The sequence below is a fragment of the Aminobacterium sp. genome (genome assembly GCF_034926885.1).
Lineage (GTDB): Bacteria > Synergistota > Synergistia > Synergistales > Aminobacteriaceae > Aminobacterium.
Map to the genome: position 1 here is coordinate 57664 of NZ_JAYFQR010000007.1, position 25789 is coordinate 83452.

The 25789-nt window shown below is 41.7% G+C and carries 25 protein-coding genes; all 25 read left to right on the forward strand.

Features of this window, described 5'->3' with window-relative positions:
• The first annotated feature begins 3 nt into the window (after nucleotides 1-3).
• The 25 genes from VB083_RS04735 (at nucleotide 4) to rodA (ending at nucleotide 25788) form a co-directional block, all read left to right on the forward strand.
• Nucleotides 4-1149: an AI-2E family transporter gene (locus VB083_RS04735; protein WP_307879503.1), complete on the forward strand. Its 1146-nt coding sequence runs from the start codon at nucleotides 4-6 to the stop codon at nucleotides 1147-1149.
• A 6-nt stretch (nucleotides 1150-1155) separates the two neighbouring features.
• A complete protein-coding gene (locus tag VB083_RS04740) occupies nucleotides 1156-1806 on the forward strand; it encodes a molybdopterin-guanine dinucleotide biosynthesis protein MobB (protein WP_307879502.1) in 651 nt (216 codons plus the stop codon).
• Nucleotides 1807-1931: 125 nt separating this feature from the next.
• Nucleotides 1932-3893 (forward strand): sodium-translocating pyrophosphatase, encoded by a 1962-nt coding sequence (locus tag VB083_RS04745; protein ID WP_307879501.1) that lies wholly within the window; start codon nucleotides 1932-1934, stop codon nucleotides 3891-3893.
• A 98-nt stretch (nucleotides 3894-3991) separates the two neighbouring features.
• Nucleotides 3992-5734 carry a DNA primase gene (gene dnaG, locus VB083_RS04750; RefSeq protein ID WP_323401812.1) on the forward strand — a complete coding sequence of 581 codons (1743 nt, stop codon included), beginning with the start codon at nucleotides 3992-3994 and terminating at the stop codon, nucleotides 5732-5734.
• A 48-nt stretch (nucleotides 5735-5782) separates the two neighbouring features.
• Nucleotides 5783-6058, forward strand: coding sequence for a S4 domain-containing protein (locus tag VB083_RS04755; protein WP_213691789.1), 276 nt, complete (start codon nucleotides 5783-5785; stop codon nucleotides 6056-6058).
• A gap of 30 nt (nucleotides 6059-6088) precedes the next feature.
• On the forward strand, nucleotides 6089-7369 hold the full coding sequence (gene eno, locus VB083_RS04760; protein WP_213691788.1) for a phosphopyruvate hydratase: 1281 nt from the start codon (nucleotides 6089-6091) through the stop codon (nucleotides 7367-7369).
• A gap of 47 nt (nucleotides 7370-7416) precedes the next feature.
• On the forward strand, nucleotides 7417-8043 hold the full coding sequence (locus VB083_RS04765) for a redox-sensing transcriptional repressor Rex (RefSeq protein WP_213691787.1): 627 nt from the start codon (nucleotides 7417-7419) through the stop codon (nucleotides 8041-8043).
• Nucleotides 8044-8129: 86 nt separating this feature from the next.
• Nucleotides 8130-8516: a preprotein translocase subunit YajC gene (gene yajC / locus VB083_RS04770; RefSeq protein ID WP_307879499.1), complete on the forward strand. Its 387-nt coding sequence runs from the start codon at nucleotides 8130-8132 to the stop codon at nucleotides 8514-8516.
• 116 nt (nucleotides 8517-8632) lie between these two features.
• Nucleotides 8633-10027: a protein translocase subunit SecD gene (gene secD, locus VB083_RS04775; protein WP_213691786.1), complete on the forward strand. Its 1395-nt coding sequence runs from the start codon at nucleotides 8633-8635 to the stop codon at nucleotides 10025-10027.
• A gap of 17 nt (nucleotides 10028-10044) precedes the next feature.
• Nucleotides 10045-10920, forward strand: a complete 876-nt coding sequence (gene secF / locus VB083_RS04780; protein ID WP_213691785.1) for a protein translocase subunit SecF — start codon at nucleotides 10045-10047, stop codon at nucleotides 10918-10920.
• 189 nt (nucleotides 10921-11109) lie between these two features.
• On the forward strand, nucleotides 11110-12558 hold the full coding sequence (locus tag VB083_RS04785) for a radical SAM protein (RefSeq protein ID WP_213691784.1): 1449 nt from the start codon (nucleotides 11110-11112) through the stop codon (nucleotides 12556-12558).
• A gap of 30 nt (nucleotides 12559-12588) precedes the next feature.
• Nucleotides 12589-12981, forward strand: a complete 393-nt coding sequence (locus tag VB083_RS04790; protein ID WP_213691783.1) for a LapA family protein — start codon at nucleotides 12589-12591, stop codon at nucleotides 12979-12981.
• Nucleotides 12978-14642, forward strand: a complete 1665-nt coding sequence (locus VB083_RS04795; RefSeq protein WP_307879497.1) for a single-stranded-DNA-specific exonuclease RecJ — start codon at nucleotides 12978-12980, stop codon at nucleotides 14640-14642. Before VB083_RS04790 ends, VB083_RS04795 begins: the two co-directional genes overlap by 4 nt.
• Before the next feature lie 19 nt (nucleotides 14643-14661).
• Nucleotides 14662-16977 carry a RelA/SpoT family protein gene (locus VB083_RS04800; protein ID WP_307879496.1) on the forward strand — a complete coding sequence of 772 codons (2316 nt, stop codon included), beginning with the start codon at nucleotides 14662-14664 and terminating at the stop codon, nucleotides 16975-16977.
• A gap of 9 nt (nucleotides 16978-16986) precedes the next feature.
• The gene (gene dtd / locus VB083_RS04805) at nucleotides 16987-17436 is read left to right on the forward strand and encodes a D-aminoacyl-tRNA deacylase (RefSeq protein WP_213691637.1); all 450 of its coding nucleotides are present in this window, start codon (nucleotides 16987-16989) and stop codon (nucleotides 17434-17436) included.
• Nucleotides 17436-18074 (forward strand): MBL fold metallo-hydrolase, encoded by a 639-nt coding sequence (locus VB083_RS04810; RefSeq protein WP_213691636.1) that lies wholly within the window; start codon nucleotides 17436-17438, stop codon nucleotides 18072-18074. The genes dtd and VB083_RS04810 overlap by 1 nt, the downstream gene beginning before the upstream one ends.
• Before the next feature lie 6 nt (nucleotides 18075-18080).
• A complete protein-coding gene (locus VB083_RS04815; protein ID WP_213691635.1) occupies nucleotides 18081-18761 on the forward strand; it encodes a JAB domain-containing protein in 681 nt (226 codons plus the stop codon).
• The gene (locus tag VB083_RS04820; RefSeq protein WP_213691634.1) at nucleotides 18758-19837 is read left to right on the forward strand and encodes a rod shape-determining protein; all 1080 of its coding nucleotides are present in this window, start codon (nucleotides 18758-18760) and stop codon (nucleotides 19835-19837) included. Before VB083_RS04815 ends, VB083_RS04820 begins: the two co-directional genes overlap by 4 nt.
• 18 nt (nucleotides 19838-19855) lie before the next feature.
• Nucleotides 19856-20650 carry a rod shape-determining protein MreC gene (gene mreC / locus VB083_RS04825; protein ID WP_213691633.1) on the forward strand — a complete coding sequence of 265 codons (795 nt, stop codon included), beginning with the start codon at nucleotides 19856-19858 and terminating at the stop codon, nucleotides 20648-20650.
• Nucleotides 20647-21108: a rod shape-determining protein MreD gene (gene mreD, locus VB083_RS04830; protein ID WP_213691632.1), complete on the forward strand. Its 462-nt coding sequence runs from the start codon at nucleotides 20647-20649 to the stop codon at nucleotides 21106-21108. The genes mreC and mreD overlap by 4 nt, the downstream gene beginning before the upstream one ends.
• Nucleotides 21101-22837 carry a penicillin-binding protein 2 gene (gene mrdA / locus VB083_RS04835; RefSeq protein ID WP_213691631.1) on the forward strand — a complete coding sequence of 579 codons (1737 nt, stop codon included), beginning with the start codon at nucleotides 21101-21103 and terminating at the stop codon, nucleotides 22835-22837. The genes mreD and mrdA overlap by 8 nt, the downstream gene beginning before the upstream one ends.
• 36 nt (nucleotides 22838-22873) lie before the next feature.
• Nucleotides 22874-23542, forward strand: a complete 669-nt coding sequence (gene minC, locus VB083_RS04840) for a septum site-determining protein MinC (protein ID WP_213691630.1) — start codon at nucleotides 22874-22876, stop codon at nucleotides 23540-23542.
• Between the two features lie 25 nt (nucleotides 23543-23567).
• On the forward strand, nucleotides 23568-24371 hold the full coding sequence (minD, locus tag VB083_RS04845) for a septum site-determining protein MinD (protein WP_213691629.1): 804 nt from the start codon (nucleotides 23568-23570) through the stop codon (nucleotides 24369-24371).
• Between the two features lie 25 nt (nucleotides 24372-24396).
• A complete protein-coding gene (gene minE, locus VB083_RS04850; protein WP_213691641.1) occupies nucleotides 24397-24663 on the forward strand; it encodes a cell division topological specificity factor MinE in 267 nt (88 codons plus the stop codon).
• A 15-nt stretch (nucleotides 24664-24678) separates the two neighbouring features.
• The gene (gene rodA, locus VB083_RS04855) at nucleotides 24679-25788 is read left to right on the forward strand and encodes a rod shape-determining protein RodA (RefSeq protein WP_213699766.1); all 1110 of its coding nucleotides are present in this window, start codon (nucleotides 24679-24681) and stop codon (nucleotides 25786-25788) included.
• Nucleotide 25789 lies beyond the last annotated feature (1 nt).

Below are 25789 nucleotides of genomic sequence, written 5' to 3' on the forward strand. Positions count from 1 at the left end.
GTTTTGACATACCAGAGTCGGCGGCCTTATAAACGGATTCGAAATTTTTTCCTTCCGTTTACAATTGTTTTTTTAGCATTGGGTGCTCTTGCATATCTGGTGTCCTTTAATCTGCTTCGTCCGTTGGCATGGTCAGCCATATTGTCGTTTTTTGTTTATCCTTTTTATAAAATTATTCACGGAAAATTATTTAAGGGGAAATACCCTAACGTTGCAGCTGTCCTATCCACAGCGATTCTCATTCTTCTTATAGTTGTACCAGCCATCTTTGTAGGCGTTACACTGGCTAGGGAAGGAATACGAATATATGGACATCTCGCCTCGATTTTGTCAAAGGTGAACATTGAACAAGGCAAAGGACTGATGAATCTTTTCTTCCCTGAAATAATTGCCAATAGAATACGTCCTTTCTTAGAGGATTATCCCTTCTTAGTCAATGTCATAGAACAGATTGGGTCATGGATTGCCTCCACGTTAGCAGATACCTCCAGATCTTTTTTGGGAGATTCTATACGTATCCTTTATCAACTTATAGTTATTGTTGTGGCTTCTTTCTTCATGATTAGAGACGGACACGTTATTCTAGACTATGTAAATGATATTGTGCCTCTTCCTTTAAAAGAAAAAGAAGCTTTTTTCAATAGGGCAAAGCAAATTCTACAAGCGGTTATTTATGGCATCACCCTTACCGCCGGTATTCAGGGTGTTCTCGGAGCTCTGGGATGGTGGTATGTAGGACTCCCTAGCCCTGCACTTTTTGGCGCAATTATGGCATTGCTGGCAATGATACCCTTTATTGGTACACCACTTATTTGGGGGCCGGGAGCTATATATCTTTTTTACAATGGGCAGATAAAAGAAGCTCTTATTCTTTCAATCTGGGGACTTACCATTGTGAGTATGGTCGATAATTTTATTCGTCCCATATTTATTTCTGGCGGAGGAAAAGCTCACGTACTTATTATTTTTATAGGTGTTGTCGGGGGTTTAGCATCTTGGGGTTTTCTCGGATTGTTCTTGGGGCCTTTGATCATAAGCCTTTTTGTCTTTTTGCTTGATAGCTATAGAAATATCTGGAAGGGCTACATACGAGAATACAGCGTGAAAACAAGTCCGATTGAGACTCCTTCAGATCGGGCGAAAGAGTGACTTGATATGGCTTTTATTTTTACTGTCGCTGGGATAAAAAACAGTGGTAAAACAAGCCTTTGCCTTTTATTGCTTGAATATCTAAAGGAAGCTGATGCTAAAGTTACTTATGTCAAACACTCTCATGAAAAAGTTTTATCATCATGCCATACAGATACGGGAAAAGCTTTATTATACGATATCCCGGTGCTTTATTGGGGTGTTGATGGTTATCGATATGAAAAAGCAGGAGACTTGCCCCTTGAAAAAATACAGTATAATATAGAGCCTGATCTTGACATTCTTCTAATTGAAGGGGGAAAATCTTTCTCCTACCCGAAGGTTTGGATAGGAGAACCTGAAGATTGTCCTTCAGATATTTTGGGAGTTGTTGCTTTTTACAGTTTGAATTCAAAGAGAGAAAAAGAGACGAAATGTTCAAGACAAATATTTTATGTTGGAGAAGAAAAATTTTTGGCGGAATATATTCTTTCATTATCTCGTAAGGCAAATCCCAATAAACTTACTCTGACTGTAGAAGGGGAGTATATACATTTAAAACCTTTTGTAGCGGAGTTTATCGAGGGTGGCATAAAGGGCATGCTCTCTTCTTTGAAGAAAATAGGAAAATTAAATGGAAATATTGAAATATTTATAAAGAAAGACAAAAGGAAATAGGTTTTATCACTTGTCTTTACTATCTCTCCTTACTATAATTGACTGAGTTTTTGGCCGTAGTTGCCCGCCTATTGAGGCGGGCTGTCTTTTTCAAGTTTTTATGAATTAAAGGGAGGTTTCTTTGTATGGATTCTCAGGCGTTTTGGATCGTAGTAGGATCTGGAGTTCTGGCTCTCGTTTACGCTTTCTTTGCATATAGCAAAATTAAAGCGTTTGAAGTCAAAAACGAAAGAGTTAATGAACTTTCAGAAATCATTCATGGTGGGGCAATGGCTTTCCTTTCGAGGGAGTATCGTTGGTTGTTCCCTTTCGCAATACTTGTTGGAGCTCTTCTTGGCTTTAAAATCGGCATGGGGACAGCTGTTTCTTTCTTAGTAGGTGCTCTCTTCAGTGCTATCGCTGGATATATTGGCATGACAGTTGCCACACGCTCTAATGGAAGAACTTCTTATGCTGCCACTCATGGAATGAATGAGGCTCTTGGTGTCGCTTTCCGTGGCGGAAGCGTTATGGGGATGTCTGTTGTCGGTCTTGGTGTTCTTGGAATAATGCTTTGCTACGTTCTTTTCAAGGATCCCAACATCATAACAGGTTTTGGTTTCGGAGCAAGCTCCATTGCTCTTTTCGCTCGTGTTGGTGGAGGCATTTATACTAAAGCTGCCGATGTGGGAGCTGACTTGGTTGGTAAAGTTGAAGCCGGAATTCCTGAAGACGACCCACGTAATCCAGCTGTTATTGCCGATAACGTTGGTGATAACGTTGGAGATATTGCCGGAATGGGTGCCGACCTTTTTGAATCATATGTAAATTCGATTATTGCAGCTATGGCTATTGGTTTGACCGTTTTTGGAGGTCGTGGCATTTACTATCCCCTTCTTCTGGCTGGTTTAGGAATTGTTTCAGCCATTATCGGAACGATGTTTGTCCGTGTTAAAGAAGGCGGCAATGCACAGGTTGCTCTCAGAATAGGTACCTTTGTAACAGGCGGAGTTATGATTGCAGGCTCTTTCTTTGTAACCAAAGCTGTTTTGGGAGACTTAACTCTTTTCTGGGCTGTTCTTTCCGGAGTGGCTGTGGGAGTTCTCATTGGTTATGTGACTGAAATTTATACGTCTGGAGACTATAATTCTGTTAAGCAGATCGCCAAATCCTCAGAGACAGGACCAGCTACTGTTATTCTTTCCGGTATAGCTGTGGGAATGAAATCCACTGTTATACCTGTTATACTGATCTGTGTTGCTTCTCTTGTTGGTTATAAATTTGGAGGCCTCTTCGGTATTGCATGTGCAGCCGTTGGTATGCTTTCAATCACTGGAATGACACTGAGCGTTGATGCTTACGGACCTATCGCTGATAACGCTGGTGGAATCGCAGAAATGAGTCACCTTCCTCATGAAGTTCGCGAAATTACCGATAAACTTGACGCCGTAGGGAATACTACAGCTGCTATGGGTAAAGGTTTGGCCATTGGTTCCGCAGCTCTTACAGCGTTAGCTCTTTTTGCTGCATATGCGCATGCTGTTAATCTTGATGCCATTGACTTAAAAGATCCTCAGGTTATGGTGGGGTTGTTCATCGGAGGCATGTTACCTTTCCTTTTCAGCGCTTTGACAATTCAGGCTGTTGGACGAGCTGCTCAATCCATGATTGATGAAGTCCGAAGACAGTTCCGTGAGATTCCAGGCATTATGGAGGGAACAGGACGCCCAGAGTATGAGCGATGTGTTGATATTTCAACTGGCGCTGCTTTGAAAGAAATGGTTATTCCTGGTCTTTTGGCTGTCATTACCCCTATTCTTGTTGGATTGATTCTTGGTCCTGAAGCATTGGGTGGTCTTCTCGGAGGATCTATCGTTACCGGTGTTATGATGGCTATCTTCATGTCAAACTCGGGTGGTGCGTGGGATAACGCCAAAAAGTACATAGAAGAAGGAAACTTCGGCGGTAAGGGAACAAGTAATCACGCTGCTGCAGTTGTAGGAGACACAGTGGGAGATCCTTTCAAAGATACGTCTGGTCCAAGCTTGAATATTTTGATTAAGTTGATGTCAGTCGTAGCTTTGGTTTTAGCTCCTCTCTTCATGTAAGTTAGGTAAAGTTTATTGTAAAGATTGTATTTTCTGAGGGGAAGGATTGATATCCTTCCCCTTTTTTCTTATGCTGTATTAAGTGGAGGTGATCTCAGGTGGGTGAGGATGCAGTTCGTCTTATAAAAGAACGACTTGATATTGTTGATGTTGTAGGCGACTATGTTCGTCTTCATAAGACAGGCAAAAACTTTAAAGGCTTGTGTCCCTTCCATCAAGAAAAGACCCCTTCTTTTATAGTCTCTCCTGATCGGCAGACTTTTCACTGTTTTGGATGTGGAGAAGGCGGAGACATTTTTTCGTTTATTATGAAAATTGAAGGACTAGACTTTAGAGAAGCTCTAGAAATTCTTGCTCGCAAGGCTGGAGTGACTCTTTCTGTTCCTTCTGTGTCTGGGAAAAGTGAGGACAAACGTTCTTTATTTGATATTATGGAGCTCTCTTTACTATTTTATCGTACAGCTTTGAAAGAGCCTGGTGGACGTATAGCATTGCATTATCTCAATAAGAGAGATATAACGCCAGAAGATGCATCAATGTTTGAGTTAGGTTGGGCTCCATCTTCATGGGATTCATTATGGAGCCATTTGAAAAAAGAAAAAACCTCTCTAAAAGAAGCATTGGATTGTGGACTTGTCATAGAGGGAACAAAAGGAGTATATGATCGTTTTAGGGGTAGAATTATTTTTCCTATCCGCGACGTTTCAGGAAAACTTCTTGCTTTTGGCGGAAGAGTTACAGATGGAGATGGAGCAAAATATATTAATAGCCCAGAAGGACTTTTATACAGTAAGCGTCAAAATCTCTATTTATTACACGTAGCTAAACAAGAGATTCGAGAAAAGAAGCGAGCGATTCTTGTTGAAGGATATATGGATGCAATCCGATTGCATCTTTCAGGATATAAAGAAACTATTGCGTCCTTAGGTACAGCCTTGACAGAAGATCAGGCGCGCCTATTAAAACGCTTTACGGATCTTTGCTTTATTTGTTACGATTCAGATACAGCTGGACAAGAGGCTACAGTACGGAGTATGTATGTTTTGCAGCAATGTGGCTTGGATGTTCGCGTCGTTGGATTGCCTTCAGGAAAAGATCCAGATGATTTGCTTTCCCATGAAGATGGAAAGGCTCTGTTCAATAAATCGCTGAACAGAGCGTTGCCTTTAGTCCTTTTCCACCTTTCTTTGCGACAATCGCAACTTGAAAATCCTCAGACAAGAAGAACTGCCGTTGAAGATTTACTTCAAGGATTTGCTCAGCTGAATCCTATCGATATTGCGCCTTATGTTCCGAGAGTAAGTGCTGTTTTAGGAGTTCTTCCTCACGAATTGCAGCTTCAGCTTGACTCTCTGCGTGTGGCAAGAAACGTGTCAAAATCAAATGTGTCAGAGCACAGAGACGGAGATGCTCAAAAAGAGGAACATAATGCTTTAAATGAAACTATTGACCCTCTTGAGGCGGCACTCGTATATTGTCTTTGGAATAACCCCGTGCGGCGTCGAACAGTTGACCCTGATGAAGTTTTTCTGCTTATAGATAATGAAGGGCTTAAGGGTATGATAGCAGCTCTTTTCTCTGGGCAATCTCCAGAAAAGCTAGAAGAGCATTGGCGTAATTTGAGTGAAACACTCCCATTTAGAATTTTGGCTTCTGGAGGGGCTTTTTGTGACTCTTTCAGTGAAGAAGAAGAGTGTTGGAAAGCTGTTTCAGAAGCATTGCATAGAAGAAAGTCAGAAAATGTTTTTAAAAGAATTGAGAAAAGGATGTTGCAAGGTAAAGCAACGAGAGAAGAGCTAGAAGAGTATAGTAAAATTGCCAAAAATTTGAAAGCTCGCTAATACAAATTTTTGTTATACTTAATCTAGATTTGTGTATGGAGGAACAATGTGAGACTTGATAAATATTTGAAAGAGTCAAGGTTAGTAAAAAGGAGAGTCGTGGCTCAGGAGATGGTAGAAGTAGGAGCCGTGCGCCTCAATGGTCGTCAATGTCGTTCTTCCGCTCAGGTTCGGATGGGAGACACTGTAGAAATAGCCTACCCAACACGTGTTCTCACGATAAAAGTTTTAATTGACGACGAAAAGATGATAAGAAGAAAAGAGTCAATACCTTACGAGTTGCAAGAGGAACGTCGTGTTAAATCTGATGAAAAGCCGTGGTAAACGGAATTTTTTGAATTGGAGATGATAGGGATGGGTATCATAGCGGGTGTTTATGGAAGAGAAATTCTTGATTCACGAGGAAATCCTACAGTAGAGGTAGAGGTTTGGCTTGATAACGGCATTATAGCAACAGCTGCGGTACCCTCCGGAGCTTCTACAGGTACTCATGAAGCTTTGGAATTGCGGGATGGTGGAAACCGCTATATGGGTAAGGGGGTATTGACGGCTGTCGGAAATATAAACGATAAAATTGGGCCGGAACTTGTGGGGAGTGATCCTTCAGAGCAGGCTTCCATTGATATGGCGTTATTAGAAATAGATGGAACAGATAACAAATCAAATTTGGGAGCCAATGCTATCCTTGGAGTTTCAATGGCTGTCGCACGAGCAGCAGCCGAAGATCATGGCCTTCCACTTTGGGCTTATTTGGGAGGAATTAGACCATATCTTTTGCCTACCCCAATGATGAACGTAATCAATGGCGGTGCTCATGCCGATAATAATCTTGATATACAGGAATTCATGATTGTTCCCCATGGAGCGAGTTCTTTTGCAGAAGCCCTTCGTATGGCAGCAGAGACCTACCATTCTTTGAAAAAGACGCTTAAGACTCGTGGATACAGTACGGCAATTGGTGATGAAGGTGGCTTTGCTCCCAACTTGCAAAGCAATAGAGAGGCCATCGATTTGATCCTTGAAGCTGTAGAAAAAGCTGGTTATACTCCTGGTGATCAGATAAGTTTAGCCCTTGATGTTGCTGCTTCTGAGATATACAAAGATGGTAAATATGAGTTTGCCGGTGAAGGAAGAACTCTGGATACAGGCGATATAATTTCGTATTATACTGATCTCTGCAAAGCATATCCAGTTGTTTCTATTGAAGATGGAATGGCTGAAGACGATTGGAAGGGGTGGGCGTCTCTGACTCATGCATTAGGAACGTCTGTGCAATTGGTTGGAGATGATATCTTTGTTACGAATCCAGAGCGGTTGCAAGAAGGGTTTAATCAGAAAGTTGCCAACTCTATACTGATTAAATTGAATCAAATAGGGACGGTAAGTGAAACAATGAATGTTATTGATATGGCTGTACGTCATGGATATAGCACCGTTATTTCCCACCGGTCTGGAGAGACGGATGACACGTTTATTAGTGATCTGGCCGTTGCTGTAGCAGCAGGTCAAATTAAGAGCGGAGCTCCAGCACGTATTGACAGAGTAGCAAAATATAACCAACTCCTTCGCATAGAGGAAGAAATAGAAGGATTTGGAACTGGCTATGCGGGGCTGTCTCGTTTCAAAATTTCATAGTCAGAGGGCCGCACATATTTTGAGAGAAGATTGAAGGACGTGAAAAAATGAAAATTGCTGAACCTACAGTTGAAAGGCTTGTTCAATATCATCGATTATTAGAGCAGCTTTATCATGAAGGTCAGAAGGTAGTTTCTTCCCAAGAAATAGGAGAGATGCTTGCTTTTAAAGCGAGTCAGGTAAGAAAAGATCTTTCTTATTTCGGTGAAATTGGAAAAAGGGGGGTGGGTTATCACGTAGAGAAACTGTATAGACATGTTGATGAAATACTTGCTTCTCCGCGAAAATGGCCTATAGCCCTTGTGGGGGTCGGACGTCTGGGCGAAGCCCTTCTCGGGCATAAAGCTTTCAAAAGCTCAAAATTTGATATTAAAGTGCTTTTTGACGTAGATCCTGAAAAAGTAGGGAAAAGAGTTGCTGGTATTCCTTGCTATCACATGGATGACATATATGATGTCATGAAGAAGAATGGTATTGAAGTTATTATTTTGACGGTACCATCATCCGTGGCTCAGGAATGTGTTGATAAAATAGTTTCTGTCGGCACTGTAAAAGGGATTCTTAACTTTTCTCCCTTGGCTATTGTTGCCCCTGATAGTGTGCTTGTTTATAGTGTAGATATATCTGTAGAGCTCGAAAAATTACTTTTTTATCTCAAACATAGAGAAGAGTAATAATAAACCCTTTTATGGATTTGATATTCTGCTAGAATATCACTGTTGAACTCAAAGGGATGAATTTAGAAGAGGAGGCGTTTTATTTGAATCAGCAGTGTGGTCAGACAACAGGAGCTGGTGGAGCGCAAGGTGGTCTTTTGGGGATGCTTTTCCCTCTCGTAATATTTGTGCTTATTTTTTATTTCTTTATCATTAGGCCGCAAAAGAAACGTCAAAAGCAGCATGATGATCTTTTGGCAGCCCTGACTCGTGGCGATCAGGTTATAACTGCAGGTGGCTTTTTTGGTACAGTTCGCGAAGTGAAAGATGACAGCATAATTCTTGAAATAGCAGACGGTGTGAAGGTTCGTATTCTCAAATCTTCTATCATCAATAAGAGATCTGCAGCAGCTGAGCCAGCAGTAAGCAATGAAAAAGCTACTTCCGAGGCTCCTTCTGAAGAAGAGACAAAGGAAGATGAAGAGAAGTAGGTTAACTCTTATATTATAGTGTAAATGGAGTGGATACTCTGAGTGTCCGCTCCTTTTTCTATGGTTTTGTTCAATGTTAAAGTTTTTGGAACTTAAGGTTTAGGGAGGTTAAAGTCATGTTGAAGAAAGACCGATGGCGGCTTGTCTTAGTTGCAGTGGTAATTGTTGCCGCCCTGCTCTCTGTCTTTCCTATAAAAGGAAAGATAAATTTAGGTCTTGACTTGAAAGGCGGAGCGCATATTGTTCTCCAGGCAAAGTCTGTGCCAGGTAGTGCCCTTACTGACGATAGTATAGAACGGCTATTGGCTGTTTTAAGAAATCGTATAGATCAGTATGGTGTTGCGGAACCGGTGATTCAGCGAGAGGGACGGGATCGTGTAATAGTCGATTTGCCAGGTGTGGAAGATCCTGAAGCAGCACTTGAGCTTATTGGAAAAACAGCCTTGCTTGAGTTCCGGAAGGTTATCGGTGCAACTCCGGCAGTCCCTCCTGGCCCTGAACGGCCTAATTATGATAACGACGAAGAATTCAAAACGGCCCAAGAAAGATGGAACGAAGCTAAGAGTGAAATTGAAACATACAAATCTGAACTGGAAAAACAGTCTCAAACTATTGAAGGTGCAATTGTCGCCCAAGATGATGAAGGCAGATATTTTTTGCTTGGTTCAGCTCTTGTAAGCGGGAAACATCTTGTTGATGCCAAGACTCAGTTTGATAATTTGGGGCGGGCAGTTGTTACTCTTGAGTTTAATTCTGAAGGTGCAAAGCTTTTTGAACAGGCGACGGCAGATAATGTAGGGAAACAGATAGCTATTATCCTTGACGGAAATGTAGTTTCTGCGCCTGTGGTTCAAGAGCGTATCAGTGGTGGTAATGCGCAGATTTCAGGACGTTTCTCTGCTACAGAAGCTCAGCGTTTGGCCATAATGCTTCGAGCAGGCGCCCTTCCTGTTCCTGTAGAAGTAATAGAAAACCGATCTGTTGGACCCAGCCTCGGAGCAGATTCTGTCAGATCTGGACTTAAAGCGGGACTTATTGGTACTTTGCTTGTTTTGGGCTTTATGTTGCTTTACTATAGAAGTCTTGGTTTAGCAGCCGATGTTGCGCTTGGTGTATGTATCCTTCTTGTCTTTGCTGGCCTTATCAGCTTGAAGGCAACTCTGACTTTGCCAGGAATAGCCGGTATTATTTTGACTATCGGAATGGCAGTAGATGGAAACATCTTGATTTATGAAAGAGTAAAAGAAGAGTCTGAAATGGGTAAAACGCCTAGTGCTGCAATTGATGCAGGATTTAAAAAAGCGTTAACAACCATTCTTGATGCCAACGTTACTACTCTTATAGCGGCAGGAGTTCTCTATTATTTTGGAAGTGGTCCTGTTCGAGGGTTTGCTGTTACGTTAAGCATAGGGATTTTAGCGAGCGTTTTCAGCGCAGTTATTGTCACCCGTGTTTTACTCCAGGCTCTCATGAGTGGTTCTAAAGCTTCTTTTTCTAGTCACCGTTCATAGGCGAGGGGGGTTTGCACATGTTCAATAAAAAGTTTTCTTTTCAACTTATGAAGCATCGGCGACAAGCGCTCCTTCTTAGCCTGGTACTTATTGTAGTGAGCCTTGGACTCCTTTTAGTGAAGGGACTTAATCTGGGTATAGACTTCACAGGAGGTAACGTTGTTCAAGTAGAGTTTAGTTCTCCTGTCCCAGTAGGGGATGTTCGTAATGTTTTGGCAGGAGTCGGCCAAAAACAGGCTGTTATTCAGGCTTATAGCGATCGCGGAGTTATTATTCGAGTTAATGCCGATACAGAGGAATCTCGCAAAGAAGTTATCCAGTCGCTTAAAGATAAATATCAGGACATGGAAGTGCTTCGATTCGAGAAGGTAGGACCAGTTGTTGGCGAAAAATTGCGCCGCGAAGCGTTAATTGCTGTGGGACTTGCCCTTTTGGGAATTTTAGCGTACATAACAGTTCGCTTCCGGTTTAGATTTGCCGTCGTCAGCGTCGCTGCACTAATTCATGACTCTATTATTACATTGGGCGTATTCAGTCTTACTGGTCGAGAGATTAGTTTGCCTTTCATCGCTGCTATTTTAACTATTGTCGGTTATTCTCTTAATGATACAATAGTCGTACTTGATAGAGTACGTGAAAATTGGAAGTATTTGAGACAAGAGGGAATTGCCAACTTGCTTGATATGTCTATCAATCAAACTCTGTCAAGAACGATCAATACATCTTTGACAACGTTCCTACCTGTACTTGCCCTTTTCATTTGGGGTGGACCGGTTATAGCTAATTTCTCTTTAGCTTTGCTTGTTGGTATCGTCGTAGGAACATATAGTTCGATTTATGTGGCAGGCTCTCTATTAACGGAATGGTATTTAAAAGATACTAACAAAAAATAATGTAATTTTCTCTTATTTGTAATAGAGGATCCCAGGGGGCGAAAGAACTTTCTTTCTTGCCCCCTGTTTTTTTAACATGTTTTATATTTGCTTTACTTAATGCAAATACTCTATTAAAATGAAAAAAATTCGCCTTTTCGAAAAAAAGTAAATGGTCAAGGTCAAAATCACTTAAAGGAGATGATGAAAGTGGCCATTTCAATGATCGATAAAGCTAAAGGGCATTTTTCCCAAAAAGCTATCGAAAAAGCTGCATTAATGCTTCGGAAAGGGGATGATAGACAACTAGCATCTCTTTTCAGAGCAATTGCAAGTATTGCTCCTGCGCGGTATCATCGAGAAACTTTTAAACAGCTTTCAGACATGGTTCTACAGAATGATCCCTTTGTGGGGGTTGTTCGTCGAATTGCCCTGGAACTCAATCCTCACTGCCTTTCCAAATTTATTCAAAATCTTGTTGTTAACTTTATGGTCCTTGGCAGAGGTATCCGTGACAAAAAAGAGAAAGAGTATAATGTCCATTTGCCTAATTTCATGGTTATTAGCCCTACAATGAAATGTAACCTTCATTGCAAGGGATGTTATGCTGCCGAATATGACACAAGTAATGAACTTACATTTGGAGAACTTGATAAGCTTCTTACCGATGCAAAAGAGCTGGGCATGTACTTTTTTACATTTTCTGGAGGAGAAGCTTTTTTCCGCAATGATTTGCTTGATTTGTGGGAAAAACATGACGATTGTTACTTCCAGGTCTATACAAATGGAACACTTCTCGATGATACAATGGTGCAACGACTTGTTGATTTGGGTAATGTTATGCCCATGATTTCTGTGGAAGGAAGTCGAGAACTCACTGATTTACGACGTGGTCAGGGAATATATGATAAGGTGATAGCTGCTTATCGTCGACTTAACGAAGCCGGAGTAATGTTCGGATTTAGTGCTACATATACGCGTAATACAGCGGATTATATGTCGAGCGATGAATTTATTAAGACGATGATAGACAGAGGTTGTAAAATAGGATGGTTTTTCCAATACGTTCCAATAGGGGAAAATCCCGACTTGACGTACATGTCGACACCTAAGCAGCGTTCAATGTTACATAAAAAGGTTGAAGAGTGGCGCCATAGTGGAGAATTTCCAATCTTCATAGGTGATTTTTGGAATGACGGGCCATATGTTGATGGGTGTATGGCTGCTGGAGAGCGTTATTGGCATGTGATTTCTGATGGAAGCGTTGAGCCATGTGTTTTTGCTCCCTTTGCAGTTGATAATATTAGGGAAAAATCTCTTGTGGAGATTGCAGGAAGTCCATTCTTCACGTATATTCGTAACCAACTTCCATACGATGGAGATGATAACCTTCTTCGTCCGTGTATGATTTTGGATCATCCAGAAGTGCTACGAGATGCTGTCAAAAAATTTGGAGCAAGGCCGTGTCACGAAGGGTTAGAAAAAATACTTTCTGGTAGCATTCCTCGCGCTCTTGATGAATATGCACGTGAAATGAAAGAGATTTATGATCCATTGTGGAAGCATGGAGAAAAAGAAAAGTATCTGAAGAGCCTCGAAAAAGAAGATAAAAAAGAGTGGCTCGAAAGGATGAATCTACCAGCCGGCTCTCGTCGTTAGTGGGTAGTCGGATCCTGAGGAGGGAGTCACATGAGGAGTTACGCTTTAGCTGTGGGACTTGCAATGATGTTATCTGCGGTTTTTGCTTTTCAGAATACAGGGGAGATTACTGTCAAGTTTTTAATATGGACTCGTCAGGTTCCTCAAGGTATTTGGGAGGTAGCTGTTTTTGCAGGAGGCTGCGTTCTCATGTGGCTTGTTTCCATGTCTGCAGCTCTCGAATCACGAGTAAAGTATAAGAAACAGATTCGTGAGTTAGAAGGCAAGGTAAAAAAGATGGAAGAGGAACGCATGTCGTTGCTTAATGCTATGAATGCTACGGCAGCGGTATCTTCTTCAACCGTAGAAAAAGTGCAAACGCATGCAGAAACTGAAATAGTAGAACCAGACTTTACGCAAAGAGAGGAAAATGACAAACAGTGACATCTTTTTGTTCAAGATCGAAACTTAAAGTGGCAGTGCCGGCAACAACAAGTTACAGCATTGCCAATGAATTAAATTGTTCGCCTCTCGTTGCTGCTCTTTTAGATATGCAAGGAAGATTTTCTCTTCACGATATAGACAAGGCTCGGGCCTGGCTTCGTCCGAGCCTTGATTTCTTAACGTCTTCCTGTTTTCTTGGTGAAGCGGCAAAAGTGGTGGCGGATAAATGGCGAAGTCTTTCTTCATTGGGCAATGTTGTTGTCTATGGTGATTATGATGTGGATGGAGTTTCATCCACAACTTTAGCAATGGAATTATGTCAAAGGCAAGCAACAGGAGTCAGATATTATATTCCTCACAGGCATTTTGAAGGGTATGGGCTTCATCAAGACGTTGTTCAACAACTTCTTGGAGCAGGGTGTGATACCCTTGTTATTGTTGATTGTGGTACAAAAGATAAAGATATCTTACAAGCGGCTCGTAAAGAGGGGATGAATGTTTTTGTTTTTGATCATCACCTACCAGACAGAGATGAAATTCCTGACTCTTTTGTCGTTAATCCACAAATAGATGGCGATAATGAGGCTCGTCGGCTTTGTGCAACAGCTGTATTATGGATGTGGGCCTATCAGTTTGAAATTATGCCGCGTAGGTGGCTGCTAGATCGTCTTGATTTAGTAGCTTTGTCCACCGTCGCTGATTGTATGCCTCTTGAAATTTTAAACAGAGCTTTGGTAAAGGAAGGCATTCAGAAAATTCGTTTTTCCAGCCGGATTGGATTGGAGCAGCTTATTAGAAAATTAGGGCTTTCCCAGCGTTTCATTAATGAAGAACATCTTGCCATGAAAGTTATACCTTGTCTTAATGCTGCTGGTCGCCTTTCTTATGCAGATCTCGCAGTAAAAGTTTTAATTGGTGAAGATAACATTGATAGTCGCGTGGAGGAACTTATTTCAATAAATAGAAAGAGACAAAACCTTTCAACACGAATAACCAAAGAGGCTGCGAAAGTTGTCGATGAAGATTCGAAACATGTTCTTTTTGAAGAATCTTGGCCAGTCGGTGTTTTGAGTGGTGTAGCGAGTCGCCTATGTTCTGAAAAGAATGCTCCTGTAGTCTTGGCGGCACCTGTACGAGACTGGATCCGAGGAACATTGCGTATGCCAGACGGCGGAAATGCTGTACATGTTCTTGATTGTCTTGCTGGGCAACTTGAGGCTTGGGGTGGGCATAAGCAAGCAGCAGGTTTTTCTGTGACCAAAGATAATTGGGAGAAGCTTAAAGTGGATTTAGAGCAAATACTTTCTAGTGTAAAATATGAAGAGCCTGAAATATCTGCATTAGCCTTACATCCTTCACGAATCACCTTTGAGGATTGGAATGCTGCGTTGCCTCTTGGTCCCTTTGGAATGGGGAATCCTTGTCCGTTGCTTTTTTGCGAAAGACAGGGAGATGAGCAAGTTATTCCATTGGGAAAAACAGGCATTCATGCAAAGATACAATGTGGTTCAGAGTCTCTCGTTGCTTTTAACAGTGTGGAAATGCTTCAGTCTATACCTTCGTCTAAAATTGAGGGCTGGGTCTACCATCCGAGTATTAATTATTGGCGTGGGCAAGCCCATCTTCAGTTTATGCTCGATTATATTGTTGTAGACTCTTGATTTGAAAGGTGACCGAGCCATGGTAGAGATACATACTGATTCTTTGGAATATGAAATAGATCCAATTGATCCTAGTGAGCAAGAACGTCATCTTAAGAGCTTGGGACTTGATAAGAAGACGTTGGGGAAGTTGCGTGATAGCTACATTGGCCGAATTCCAGAGACCGAAAGAACTATTTCTGTTAAATTTGCTTGGCACGAATTATGGTCGAAGGTCACTTATTATTTAACAAAGGAAGAGTTAAAAAAATTAGGCGAAGCTTTCGTTATTGCAGCGGAAGCTCATGGTGAGCAAAAACGTTCAAGTGGCGATCCATATGTGGTACATAGTATTAATGTGGCTTCAATACTGGCAGATATGCAGCTTGATGTTGTAACGCTTATTGCAGCTCTTCTCCATGATGTTCTTGAAGACACGGCTCTTTCTGCCGAAAAAGTGAAGTCAACCTTCGGGGAAGAAGTCGTTACCCTTGTTGATGGCGTTACTAAATTAGGAAAACTGCCTTTTAAATCTTTTGAAGATTATCAAGCTGAAAATCTTCGAAAAATGTTTGTTGTTATGGCCAAGGATATTCGTGTTGTTCTTATCAAATTGGCAGACAGGCTTCATAATATGCGAACGCTAGGGGCTCTTCGCAAAGATAAACAGTTACGAATAGCAAAGGAAACGCTGGAAATATATGCTCCTTTAGCTCACCGCTTGGGAATATATCAAGTTAAACGAGGCTTAGAAGATTTGGCCTTTAAATATTCCGATCCTGATATGTATTATGAAATACGTCGTCGAGTTCGAAAAAAATTACCTGAGCGAGAAGCTATTATTAAAAAAGCAATAGAAATCCTCCAGGAACGACTAAAACAAGAAAATATTCACTTCAGAGTTAAAGGCCGCGCTAAGCATTTTTATAGCATATATGAAAAAATGAACCGTAAAAAGCTTTCTGTTGAACAGCTATACGATCTTTTGGCTTTGAGAGTTGTCGTAGACGATGTAGCAACATGTTATTCTGTTTTAGGTATTGTTCATACAATATGGAAACCTATCCCCGGACAATTTGACGACTATATAGCTAATCCGAAAACAAATATGTATCAGTCTCTCCATACAACTGTTGTGGGGCCTATGGGAGAACCGTTAGAGGTTCAAATACGAACATCTGATATGAACAGACTTGCAGAATATGGTATTGCAGCTCACTGGCGATATAAAGAGGGAGGCAATGTCCTCGATGATTTAGATGCTCGTCTGACTTGGATTCGCCAAGCCCTGGAAGGAGATCATGAAGTTGGTCCCTCAGAGTTTTTAGAGCGTTTGAAAGAAGATGTCCTTACATCTGATGTTTTTGTTTTTACGCCCCAGGGAAAGGTCGTTTCACTGCCCAAGGGATCGACGCCTATAGACTTTGCATATGCGATCCATACACAGGTGGGTAACCGATGTGTAGGAGCTATGGTTAACAATAGAATTGTTTCGCTGACTTACGAGGTGAAGAATGGAGATATAGTAAAAATTATTACATCTCCCCAGGGAACACCTTCTCGTGATTGGCTAAAAATGGCTAGAAGTGGAAAAGCGAAGAGTAAAATACGTTCATATTTCCGACAGCAGGAAAAAGCGGAACGTCAAGAAAAAATTCAACGCGGATATGAACTTCTTGAACGCGAAATAAAGAGACGGAATGTTGAAGAAATAAATACAGAGTATGAGGAACTCATTCCCCTTCTCAATAAAATAGCCCGTGAAATAGGGCACTCCAATGGGGAAGATATCCTCGTCGCTGTTGGAAACAATACGTTAAATCCTTCAACGCTCATACAGAAACTGATAGGAAAGGCTCAGATTCCTGCATTACCAGAAATACCCGAAGAAGTACCAGTTTCCGGCATAAAGAAAACAGATTCCGATATTATAGTAGAGGGCGCAGAAGGTGTTCAGGTTGTTATAGCAAGCTGTTGTCTTCCGGTTCCAGGAGATGAAATTGTCGGTTATTCTACCCGCACTCGAGGTATTACTGTTCATCGGTTAGGTTGTCCTAACTTACAAGAGGCGGGAGAATCGAGACTTATAAACGTTTCGTGGGGTGCTGGAACGCGAGGGAATTATTACACGACACGATTGAAGCTCGAAGCTATGGACAGATCTGGCCTTTTTACTGATGTAGCTCAGGCTATAATGGCAAGTGATGGAAATATTGTTGGGATCAAGGCTCACGTTGTCGGTGGAACCCTTGCCCGAATGAAGATAGAGATCAGAGTTAGAGACATAGAGCATCTTTACACGGTTGTTGCTAGATTGAATGCGGTTAAGAATGTCATAGAAGTCATCCGGGGGTGAAGGTAAAATATGAGAGCTGTTGTTCAAAGAGTATCATCGGCATCAGTAACCGTGGATGCTGAAAGGGTAAGCAACATAAATAAAGGGCTTCTTGTTTTGTTAGGTGTTTCTGTAAAAGATACAGAGGCCGATGTAGATTGGCTTGTAGAAAAAGTAGTTAATTTAAGAATTTTTGAAGATGAAGATGAGAAGATGAACAGATCTCTTCTTGATGTAAACGGGGAATTGCTTGTTGTTTCTCAGTTTACTCTTTATGGTAACTGCAGAAAAGGAAGGCGCCCTTCTTTCGTTGAAGCGGCTTCCCCCGATGTGGCTGATAAGCTTTATACTATTTTTGTAGAGAAAGCTAGAGAACGAAATGTACCTGTTCAAACGGGAGTATTTCAAACTCATATGATGGTTGAACTTGTAAATGATGGTCCAGTTACGCTCATAATTGATACACCGGAGGGTCTCTAATGAATTATAAGCGCTTTCCCCTGGGAAGTTTATGGACAAATGGTTTCCTCTTTTGGGATAATCAAAAGACTGGTTTTTTTGTTGACCCAGGCGGAGATCCTGCAGATATAATTTCATTCATGCAAGAAAATGATATCCATCTTGAATGGATTCTTTTGACCCATGCTCATATCGATCACATTGGAGGACTTTCCTCTCTTGCCCCTTATGCTTCAAAAGGGGTTGCCGTTTCCCGAGATGACGAGAATCTTTTAAGTGATCCAGATTTGAATCTTTCTCAATGGTTAGGTCTGGATTTTGTTGGATGGAAAGCTTCTCGGTTACTGGAGGATGGCGACAAACTACAAATAGGTGAATTTTCGATATCTGTTATAGCTACTCCTGGGCATACTCCTGGAAGTCTTTGTTTTGCGGTGGATCATAACGGTGAACTGTTGCTCCTGTCTGGTGATACGCTTTTTGCCAGGAGCGTTGGGAGAACAGATCTTCCCGGAGGAGATGGAGAACTTCTTTCTCGTTCTCTTGAAAAATTAACAACTCTGCCAGATTCAATGCCAGTTCTTCCTGGACACGGGCCAGAAACGACTATTGGGAAGGAAAGAGAGTCAAATCCCTTCTGGCCAGAGAGAAAAAAGTAGTTTTTCGTGAAGTTAAAAGATTTGCCTCCCTCTGAACGCCCAAGAGAGAGGCTTTTTCGAGAGGGAGTTGCTGCACTTTCATTAACAGAACTTTTTGCAGTACTTCTTCGTACAGGCAGTGGAAACAGAGACGTTCTTGAAATGTCGGCAGAGTTATTACATGTGTTGGGTGGATTGAAAGGTATATCACAAGCCTCCATTTCCGAGTTTTACAAAATAAGAGGTATAGGGAAGGCTAAGGTTGCAGTTATTGCAGCTGCCATGGAGTTAGGCAGACGTTTGATGATATACGAAACAGAAACAGAAAGAGAAGGAGAATGCGAAAAATGGGAAAATAAGGTAATCTCTTTGTGTCACCTTCTTTCGCATGAAGATAGAGAAGTAATTGTTTCTTTGTTTCTTGATGATAAGGAAAATATAATATCGAGAGATAGGATATCATATGGAGGTATTGAAGGAGCGTACCTTGATGTAAAATATTTATTTCGAAGGGCTGTTCGCCTTGACGCAAAAGGAATGGTTTTAGTTCATAACCATCCAAATGGTATGTTAGCTCCTAGCAGGGAAGATATATTATTAACTGAGTTTGTAGAGCGGAATCTCAAAGTGCTCGATATAAAATTGATTGGGCATTTTATTGCTGCCGGAGGGGAAAAAATACGGGTTCCCTCGCGGTATACCACATGAAGGTGGGGAGTGTTCAAGTGTTCAGATTTCTTTCTGGTATGTTTGGAACAGACGTTGGTATTGATTTGGGAACGACCAATATCGTTGTATATGTGAAGGGGAAGGGAATTGTAATTAACGAGCCTTCTGCTGTGGCTATCCGTAAGAAAATAAAAGGCGGCGGAAATATAGAAGTTATTGCTGTTGGAAGAGAAGCCAAAGCAATGGCAGGTAAGACGCCAACAGGAGTTTATACGATATGGCCAATGCAGGATGGTGTTATAGCTAACTTTGATATGACAGAGGAATTGATTCGTTATTGTCTTAAAAAAGCAGCAGGCGGAAGTATGGTTTTATCTCATCCTAGAGTAGTCATATCAGTTCCTGCGGAAGTTACGGAAGTTGAGCGAAAGGCCGTTATTGATGCTACATTAGGGGCTGGTGCACGGGAAGCTTATGTTGTTGAAGAGCCTGTTGCTGCAGCAATAGGAGTTGGCCTTCCGATTAAAGAACCGCGAGGAAGCATGATTCTTGATATTGGTGGTGGAACGAGTGAAGTTGCCGTTCTTTCCCTTGGAGGTATAGTGGTTACAAATTCGCTTCGTACTGCAGGGCAGGATATGGACGAAGCCATTATAGCCATGTTACGACAAAAATATGCTCTTCTCATTGGTGAAACGACGGCTGAAGAAGTGAAAATACAGATTGGTTCGGCTCTCCCACTAGAAGAAGAATTGGAGATGGCAGTAAAGGGGCGAGACTTGGCTGATGGTCTTCCTAAAGCTGATGTTGTAACGTCCCCTGAGGTTAGAGAGGCTCTTGAACCTATTATTCGTCGAATTGAAGATATGGTAAAGGTAGCTTTGGAGCAGACACCACCTGAGCTTTCCAAAGATATTGTAGATCAAGGTATAATCCTTTCGGGAGGAGTTTCCCAACTTCGTGGCCTTCCCGAACGCCTTTCGAAATCGTTAAGTACACCCGTTATTGTTGCTGAAGATCCTCTTTTTTCAGTAGCTCAAGGAGTGGGGAAAATACTTGAGAATCTTGATGATATGAAAAAGGTTCTTCTCTCTGTTGAAAAAGGCTCACAGTAATGTATTGGAGATTGTAAGATGCGCAAGCCAGACTCTGGCGATTTCAGTAAAGAAGTTATACACGGGCTCGTGGCCCTTGCTACGAGCCTTTTGCTGTTGGCTCTTGCTCCTCAGCTTTCAGCGTTTCGTACACCAAGTGACTGGGTAGGAAAATTTTTATACTATCCTGAAATTCCAGCCGTTTTTTTAAGTGATACCCTTAGAAAAGTATCTTTTTGGTTTAAGGAAAGAGCTGACCTTATAGCGCAGATACAAGAGTTATCGCAAGAGAATTGGGTGCTCAAATTAGCTATTAATAAAGATGAAGTAGAGGAAATAAAGAAAAAAATCGAGCAGTCGGCAGAATATGTTCGAATAACACTTCGTTCTCCAGAAAATTGGTGGACAGAAATACGAATAAATCAAGGGAAGGAAAAGGGACTACAACCCGGATCCCCTGTTTTGCAAAACGGAAATCTTGTTGGCCGAATCACCCGTGTCGAAAAAGGGTATTCATGGGCGGAGCTAATAACTTCTGCGTCTCTTTTTATTCCTGTAGTTGTGGACCAGACACGTGATTTGGGTATTGTGACAGGAGATGGACAGGGAGACATATGGCTTCAATATATCCCTGAGGGGAGATCAATAGAAAAAAATATGACGGTGAGTACTGCTCTTGTTAGTGAAAGTTTACCTCCAGGCCTTCCTGTAGGAAAGGTCACAGGTGACTTGCGGCATTTTTCTGGAGGTTTTGTCGCATATAAAATCGAACCAGGGGCTGATTTTGTTCAATTGTACAGTGTTGAAGTACTCAAAGGAGATACTGAACAATGATTTCCTTTGTTATAGCTTGGTATATTCAAGATCTTCTTCGCGTTTTCTCTTCAGGCCATTTTCTAGTTCCTGAAATTTTCCTTCTCGTTCTTCTTTATTCAGCTTTAAAAAATCACGAAGAAGGAATATCTATTCTTTGGATAGGTTTTATCGGAGGGCTGTTATGGGATTTACGCTGGCCTGGTCTCATAGGTGTTTCTTCTGGACTTTATGTTGTATCTATATTTTTTGCCCGATGGATATGGTTTTCTTTGCCATCTTCAGCCCGAAGCATTACTGCTTTTGGCCTTTTAGTATGGAGTTCTCACCTACTTTTGACATTCATTCGATTACTTATGTGGGGATTCCGTGAGCAGACTATTTTAAAAGCCTTCCTTGTTCAGCAAGCTGTTCTTATCCCCATGGTTATGTTTGCATGTCTTCTTTATGCGTGGAGGACCGAACAAAACGATGTCTAATTCTCGAACTGATATAGATCGACGTCTCCGCATATGGAGAGTAGTCATCCTTGGCTCTATAGCTTTACTTGCCGTGGCCCTTTACTTTTTTCAGATTATCCATGCCGATAGCTATATTAAACTAGCGGCTAATAATCGTCTTCGATTTATTCGCCTTGCACCATCTCGTGGAAATATTTTTGACCGTAATGGTGCCCCTTTGGCAATTAATATCCGCACCTTCGATATTATGGGGTATCCTCTTGATCTCGAAAAAGATGAACTTGCAGTTAAAACATCAAGGATATTCCAAAAACATGGCATCCCATTAACGCCTGAAGAAATAAAAGCCACCGTGAAGCGGCAATATTGGGCGCCTTATCGGGTTGTACGCGTTGTTTCAAATCTTACATTGACCCAAATGGCAGAACTTATTGCTGACCCGGAATTCCCTTCTCAGCTTTTCCCTGTTCCAGTATGGCGTCGAACCTATCCTTCAGGGGCTTTGACTGCAAATGTTACAGGTTATGTTGCTGAAATAAGTGAAGATGAGTTGAAGTCGAAACGAGATGGGGATTATGTAGGCGGAGATATTATAGGCAAAGCTGGCGTAGAGTATTCATATGAATCTCTTTTACGAGGACTTCCCGGTGAAGAATCAATAGAAGTTGATGCCCGGGGAAGACGCGTTCAAGATCTGGATTTTAAGCCTCCAGTGAAGGGACAAGATCTCTACCTTACTCTTGATTTAGGGGCGCAGAGATTAGCGGCTGATCTTATAGAGGGCAATAGAGGAGCTGTTGTAGCGTTGGATGTTGAAACAGGAGCTGTTTTAGTGCTCTATACCTCCCCTTCTTATGATAATAACCCCTTGGCTTGGGGAGTGTCCGCTAAGGAATGGCGGTCATTGCTGAACGACCCGGAGCGGCCTATGCTTGATCGGAGTATTGCGGGAGTATATCCTCCTGCATCCACATTTAAGGCCTTAGTTTCCATAGCGGCTCTTGAAGAAAAGGAAGTTACGCCTAAAACAAGTTTTTTCTGTAGCGGAGCTTTTCAATTGGGTCGTAGAACTTTTAGGTGTTGGAAAAGAAGCGGACATGGTAGTATATCATTAAAAGAAGCTTTAAGCAGTTCATGTGATGTATACTTTTATCAAGTAGGAATAAAATTAGGAATTAACAGACTGGCGAATTGGGGACAGAAATTTGGAGTCGGAGAGTTGACAGGGATAGATATTCCTGGGGAGCTTTCTGGTAACAGGGCTGGTCGTGAATGGAAAGAAAGAGTTGTAAAGGAATCATGGTATCAGGGAGACACGGTCAATTATTCTATTGGACAAGGTTTTCTTTTGATGACTCCGATTCAATTAGCTCGGATGTATGGGGTATTTGCTAATGGAGGCGAATTAGTTACGCCTTATCTTTATAGAAGAAATGCAGTTCCCCCCAAACAATTGAATATTTCCAAGAAAAATATGCAGATTGTTCAAGAGGGATTAGAAAAAGTTGTAAAGGGAGGAACAGGTTGGAGAGCTGGAACTTTCGGGGTAACTGTTGCAGGAAAAACTGGAACGGCCCAAAATGCTCATGGTGCTGATCACGCACTTTTCGCAGGTTATGCACCGGTAGATAAGCCACGCTACGTTGCTGTGGCTGTTGTTGAAGCAGGAGAACATGGAAGTTCTATAGCGGCTCCTATTGTAGGTGAAATTTTGGCTTACCTCGTAGGGCATGATTTGACGAAATAGGTTTCTCGACCTGAAGAAGGAAGGAGTATGGAGTCTATGGAAACGTTTCAAACTCCAGTACAATTGAAGGGAACAGGTGAAGGTCTGCGTCTTATTGTTCCTGAGGAATTATCTGAAAAAGATGTTTTAACAGACCTTATTAGTCTTTCATCTCAGGCAAAAGCGTTGTTGGGGATGAAAGTTATTCTTGACTTTCAAGGTCGTTCTTTAGGCAAGGATTTTATAATACGTCTTCTTAATGAATTTATTTATGCCCAACATGTATGTATTTCATCGTGGGTTACGTATGATGCAGAGAGCCAGTATTTACTTCAATCCTGGGGGATGAAAACGGGTGAGCCTGCTCGTGAAGTTTCTCCGCGGAAGGGAAAAAGTTGTGATACTCTTTTCCTTATACGGTCACTTCGTTCCGGTCAGCGAATAGAGCATGGAGGCGACGTTGTCGTTATTGGACATATCAATGATGGAGCGGAAGTAATAGCTTCTGGCAATATTTGTATCTGGGGGCGTCTGAAAGGTCTCGCACATGCTGGCTCCGATGGTGATGAGGGGCAAAATATCGTAGTAGGAGATTTCCAGGCAAAACAAGTTAGGTTGGGTCATAAAGTAGGAAGTTACCTTGATAGTTCAATGGAATGGTGGGGACACCCTGTTATTATCACGCTTGAACAAGGTTCTCTCTTTGTTCGAGAACTAAAATTATAAGAACATAGGGAATGGAGGGATTTTCGTGGAGCCTCGAGTCATAGTTGTAACGTCTGGTAAGGGTGGTGTTGGTAAAACAACAACTACCGCTAACGTTTCTTTTGCATTGGCCAAAGCTGGATTTAAAGTAGTGGCCATTGATGCTGACATTGGTCTTAGAAATCTTGACGTTGTTATGGGGCTGGAGAATCGTGTAGTCTACAACTTTATAGATGTTATAGAGGGTGCATGCCGTCTTCCTCAAGCTTTAATACGAGATAAAAGGGTAGATAACCTTTTCTTGCTTCCGGCAGCTCAGACGCGAACGAAAGATGCAGTAAATCCCGAACAGATGGTAGATCTGTGCGAAATGCTCAAAAAAGAAGACTTTGATTTTATTCTTATAGATAGTCCTGCAGGAATAGAAGGGGGCTTTAAAAATGCTGCAATTGGGGCAACTGAAGCTCTCGTCGTAACTACTCCTGAAATTCCTTCAGTGCGCGATGCTGACCGTATCATAGGGCTTCTTGAATCTATGGAAAAAGCACCTATTCGCCTTGTTATCAACAGAGTCAAACCGAAAATGGTCAAAGAAGGAGAAATGCTTGATGTTCAGGACGTTCTTGATGTCTTGGCCATAGAACTTATCGGAATCGTACCTGATGATGAGAGCGTTGTTAAATCAGCGAATAGGGGAGAACCACTCACCAGTGGAGATACGTCTCTTGCTTCTCAGGCGTTTACGAATATTGCGGATCGTCTTCTTGGAAAAGAGGTACCCTTTTTGAATCTTAACAGTCACGAAGGGTCCGGATTTTTCTCTGGGATAAGACGGTTGTTCGGGTTATAGAGATCTAGGAGGAGAGAAGAGCATGATGGGAATAATTCAAAAACTTTTCGGACGTCAAGGAACGAAGAAAACAGCAAAAGAACGACTTCAAATCGTATTGATTCATGATCGTTCTGATATTTCTCCTGGTCTTATGGAAGAACTTCGTAAGGATATGATAGAAGTTCTCTCTAAATACATGGAGATTGATACGGGTAACATTGAAATGGATCTCGATAGAGCAGATAAATCGGTTGCCTTTGTTGCAAACATTCCAGTTGTGAGAATTAAAAGGACAAATAAGAGCGAATAGAGATTATGAAGCCGGATGGATGAAAAGAAGCTATCGTTAAAGGAACTTATAATATATGGAGATAAAGTACTCTTTTTTTCGGTACTTGCTCTCTTTGCTTTAGGCGTTATATCTATATACAGTGCAGGAGTAGGAGTTACTCATAGAACTGGTGGATTTGCTCTCCGTCAGCTTGTATGGGGCGGTATCTCTATTGTTGTTTTTCTGCTCGTATTGAAAATAGGCTATCGTCGCTTGCTTCGTTGGGCGTACCCTTTATATTGGGCATCTGTCATATTGCTTCTCATCGTTCTTATCATGGGGTTAACAATAAAAGGTGCTCAAAGTTGGCTGAACCTCGGTCCCTTTCATTTCCAACCTTCTGAGGCGGGGAAAATAGGTCTGGCACTTGTTTTGTCCAAACATTTATGTCGATATCCGCCAGACACGTTATCTCGTTTTATAGGAGGGCTGGCTCTTGCTTCCGTTTCTAGTTTACTTGTATTCATACAACCAGACTTGGGGAGTACTATAGTATATGGCCTTATGACTTTCGTTGCTTTAATTATTGCAGGGGCTCCGAAAAAATATACCTTGACGCTAACTAGTTTGGGTTTTATGTTGCTTCCTATAGGGTGGCAATTTTTGAAAGAGTATCAGAAAAAAAGGTTACTTGTCTTTTTGAACCCTGCTCTGGATCCTCTAGGAGCAGGATATAACGTTATTCAATCACGAATTGCTGTTGGTTCAGGTGGGCTGTTTGGAAAAGGCTTTCTTCAAGGGCTTCAGAGTAAGCTTCGTTTTCTGCCGGAACCACATACTGATTTTATCTTTAGCGTTTATGCTGAGGAATTTGGTTTTTTGGGAGCTATTTTGCTATTAGCTCTCTTTTCTATTTTATTTTGGAAAATAATCGAAGCTGGTCTTCGTTGTAAGGATACACGAGGAAAGGTGTTAGTCGCTTGTTTGGCAACATGGATTTGGTTCCAGGTTATAGAATCAATTGGCATGAGCATGGGACTTCTTCCTGTTACTGGATTGCCACTTCCTTTCTTAAGCTATGGTGGTAGTTCTCTCTTAGCTGTTTTTATTGCCATGGCTCTCATTATGAGCGTATATCTTTCGACAGTGAAAGATTATGAATAGA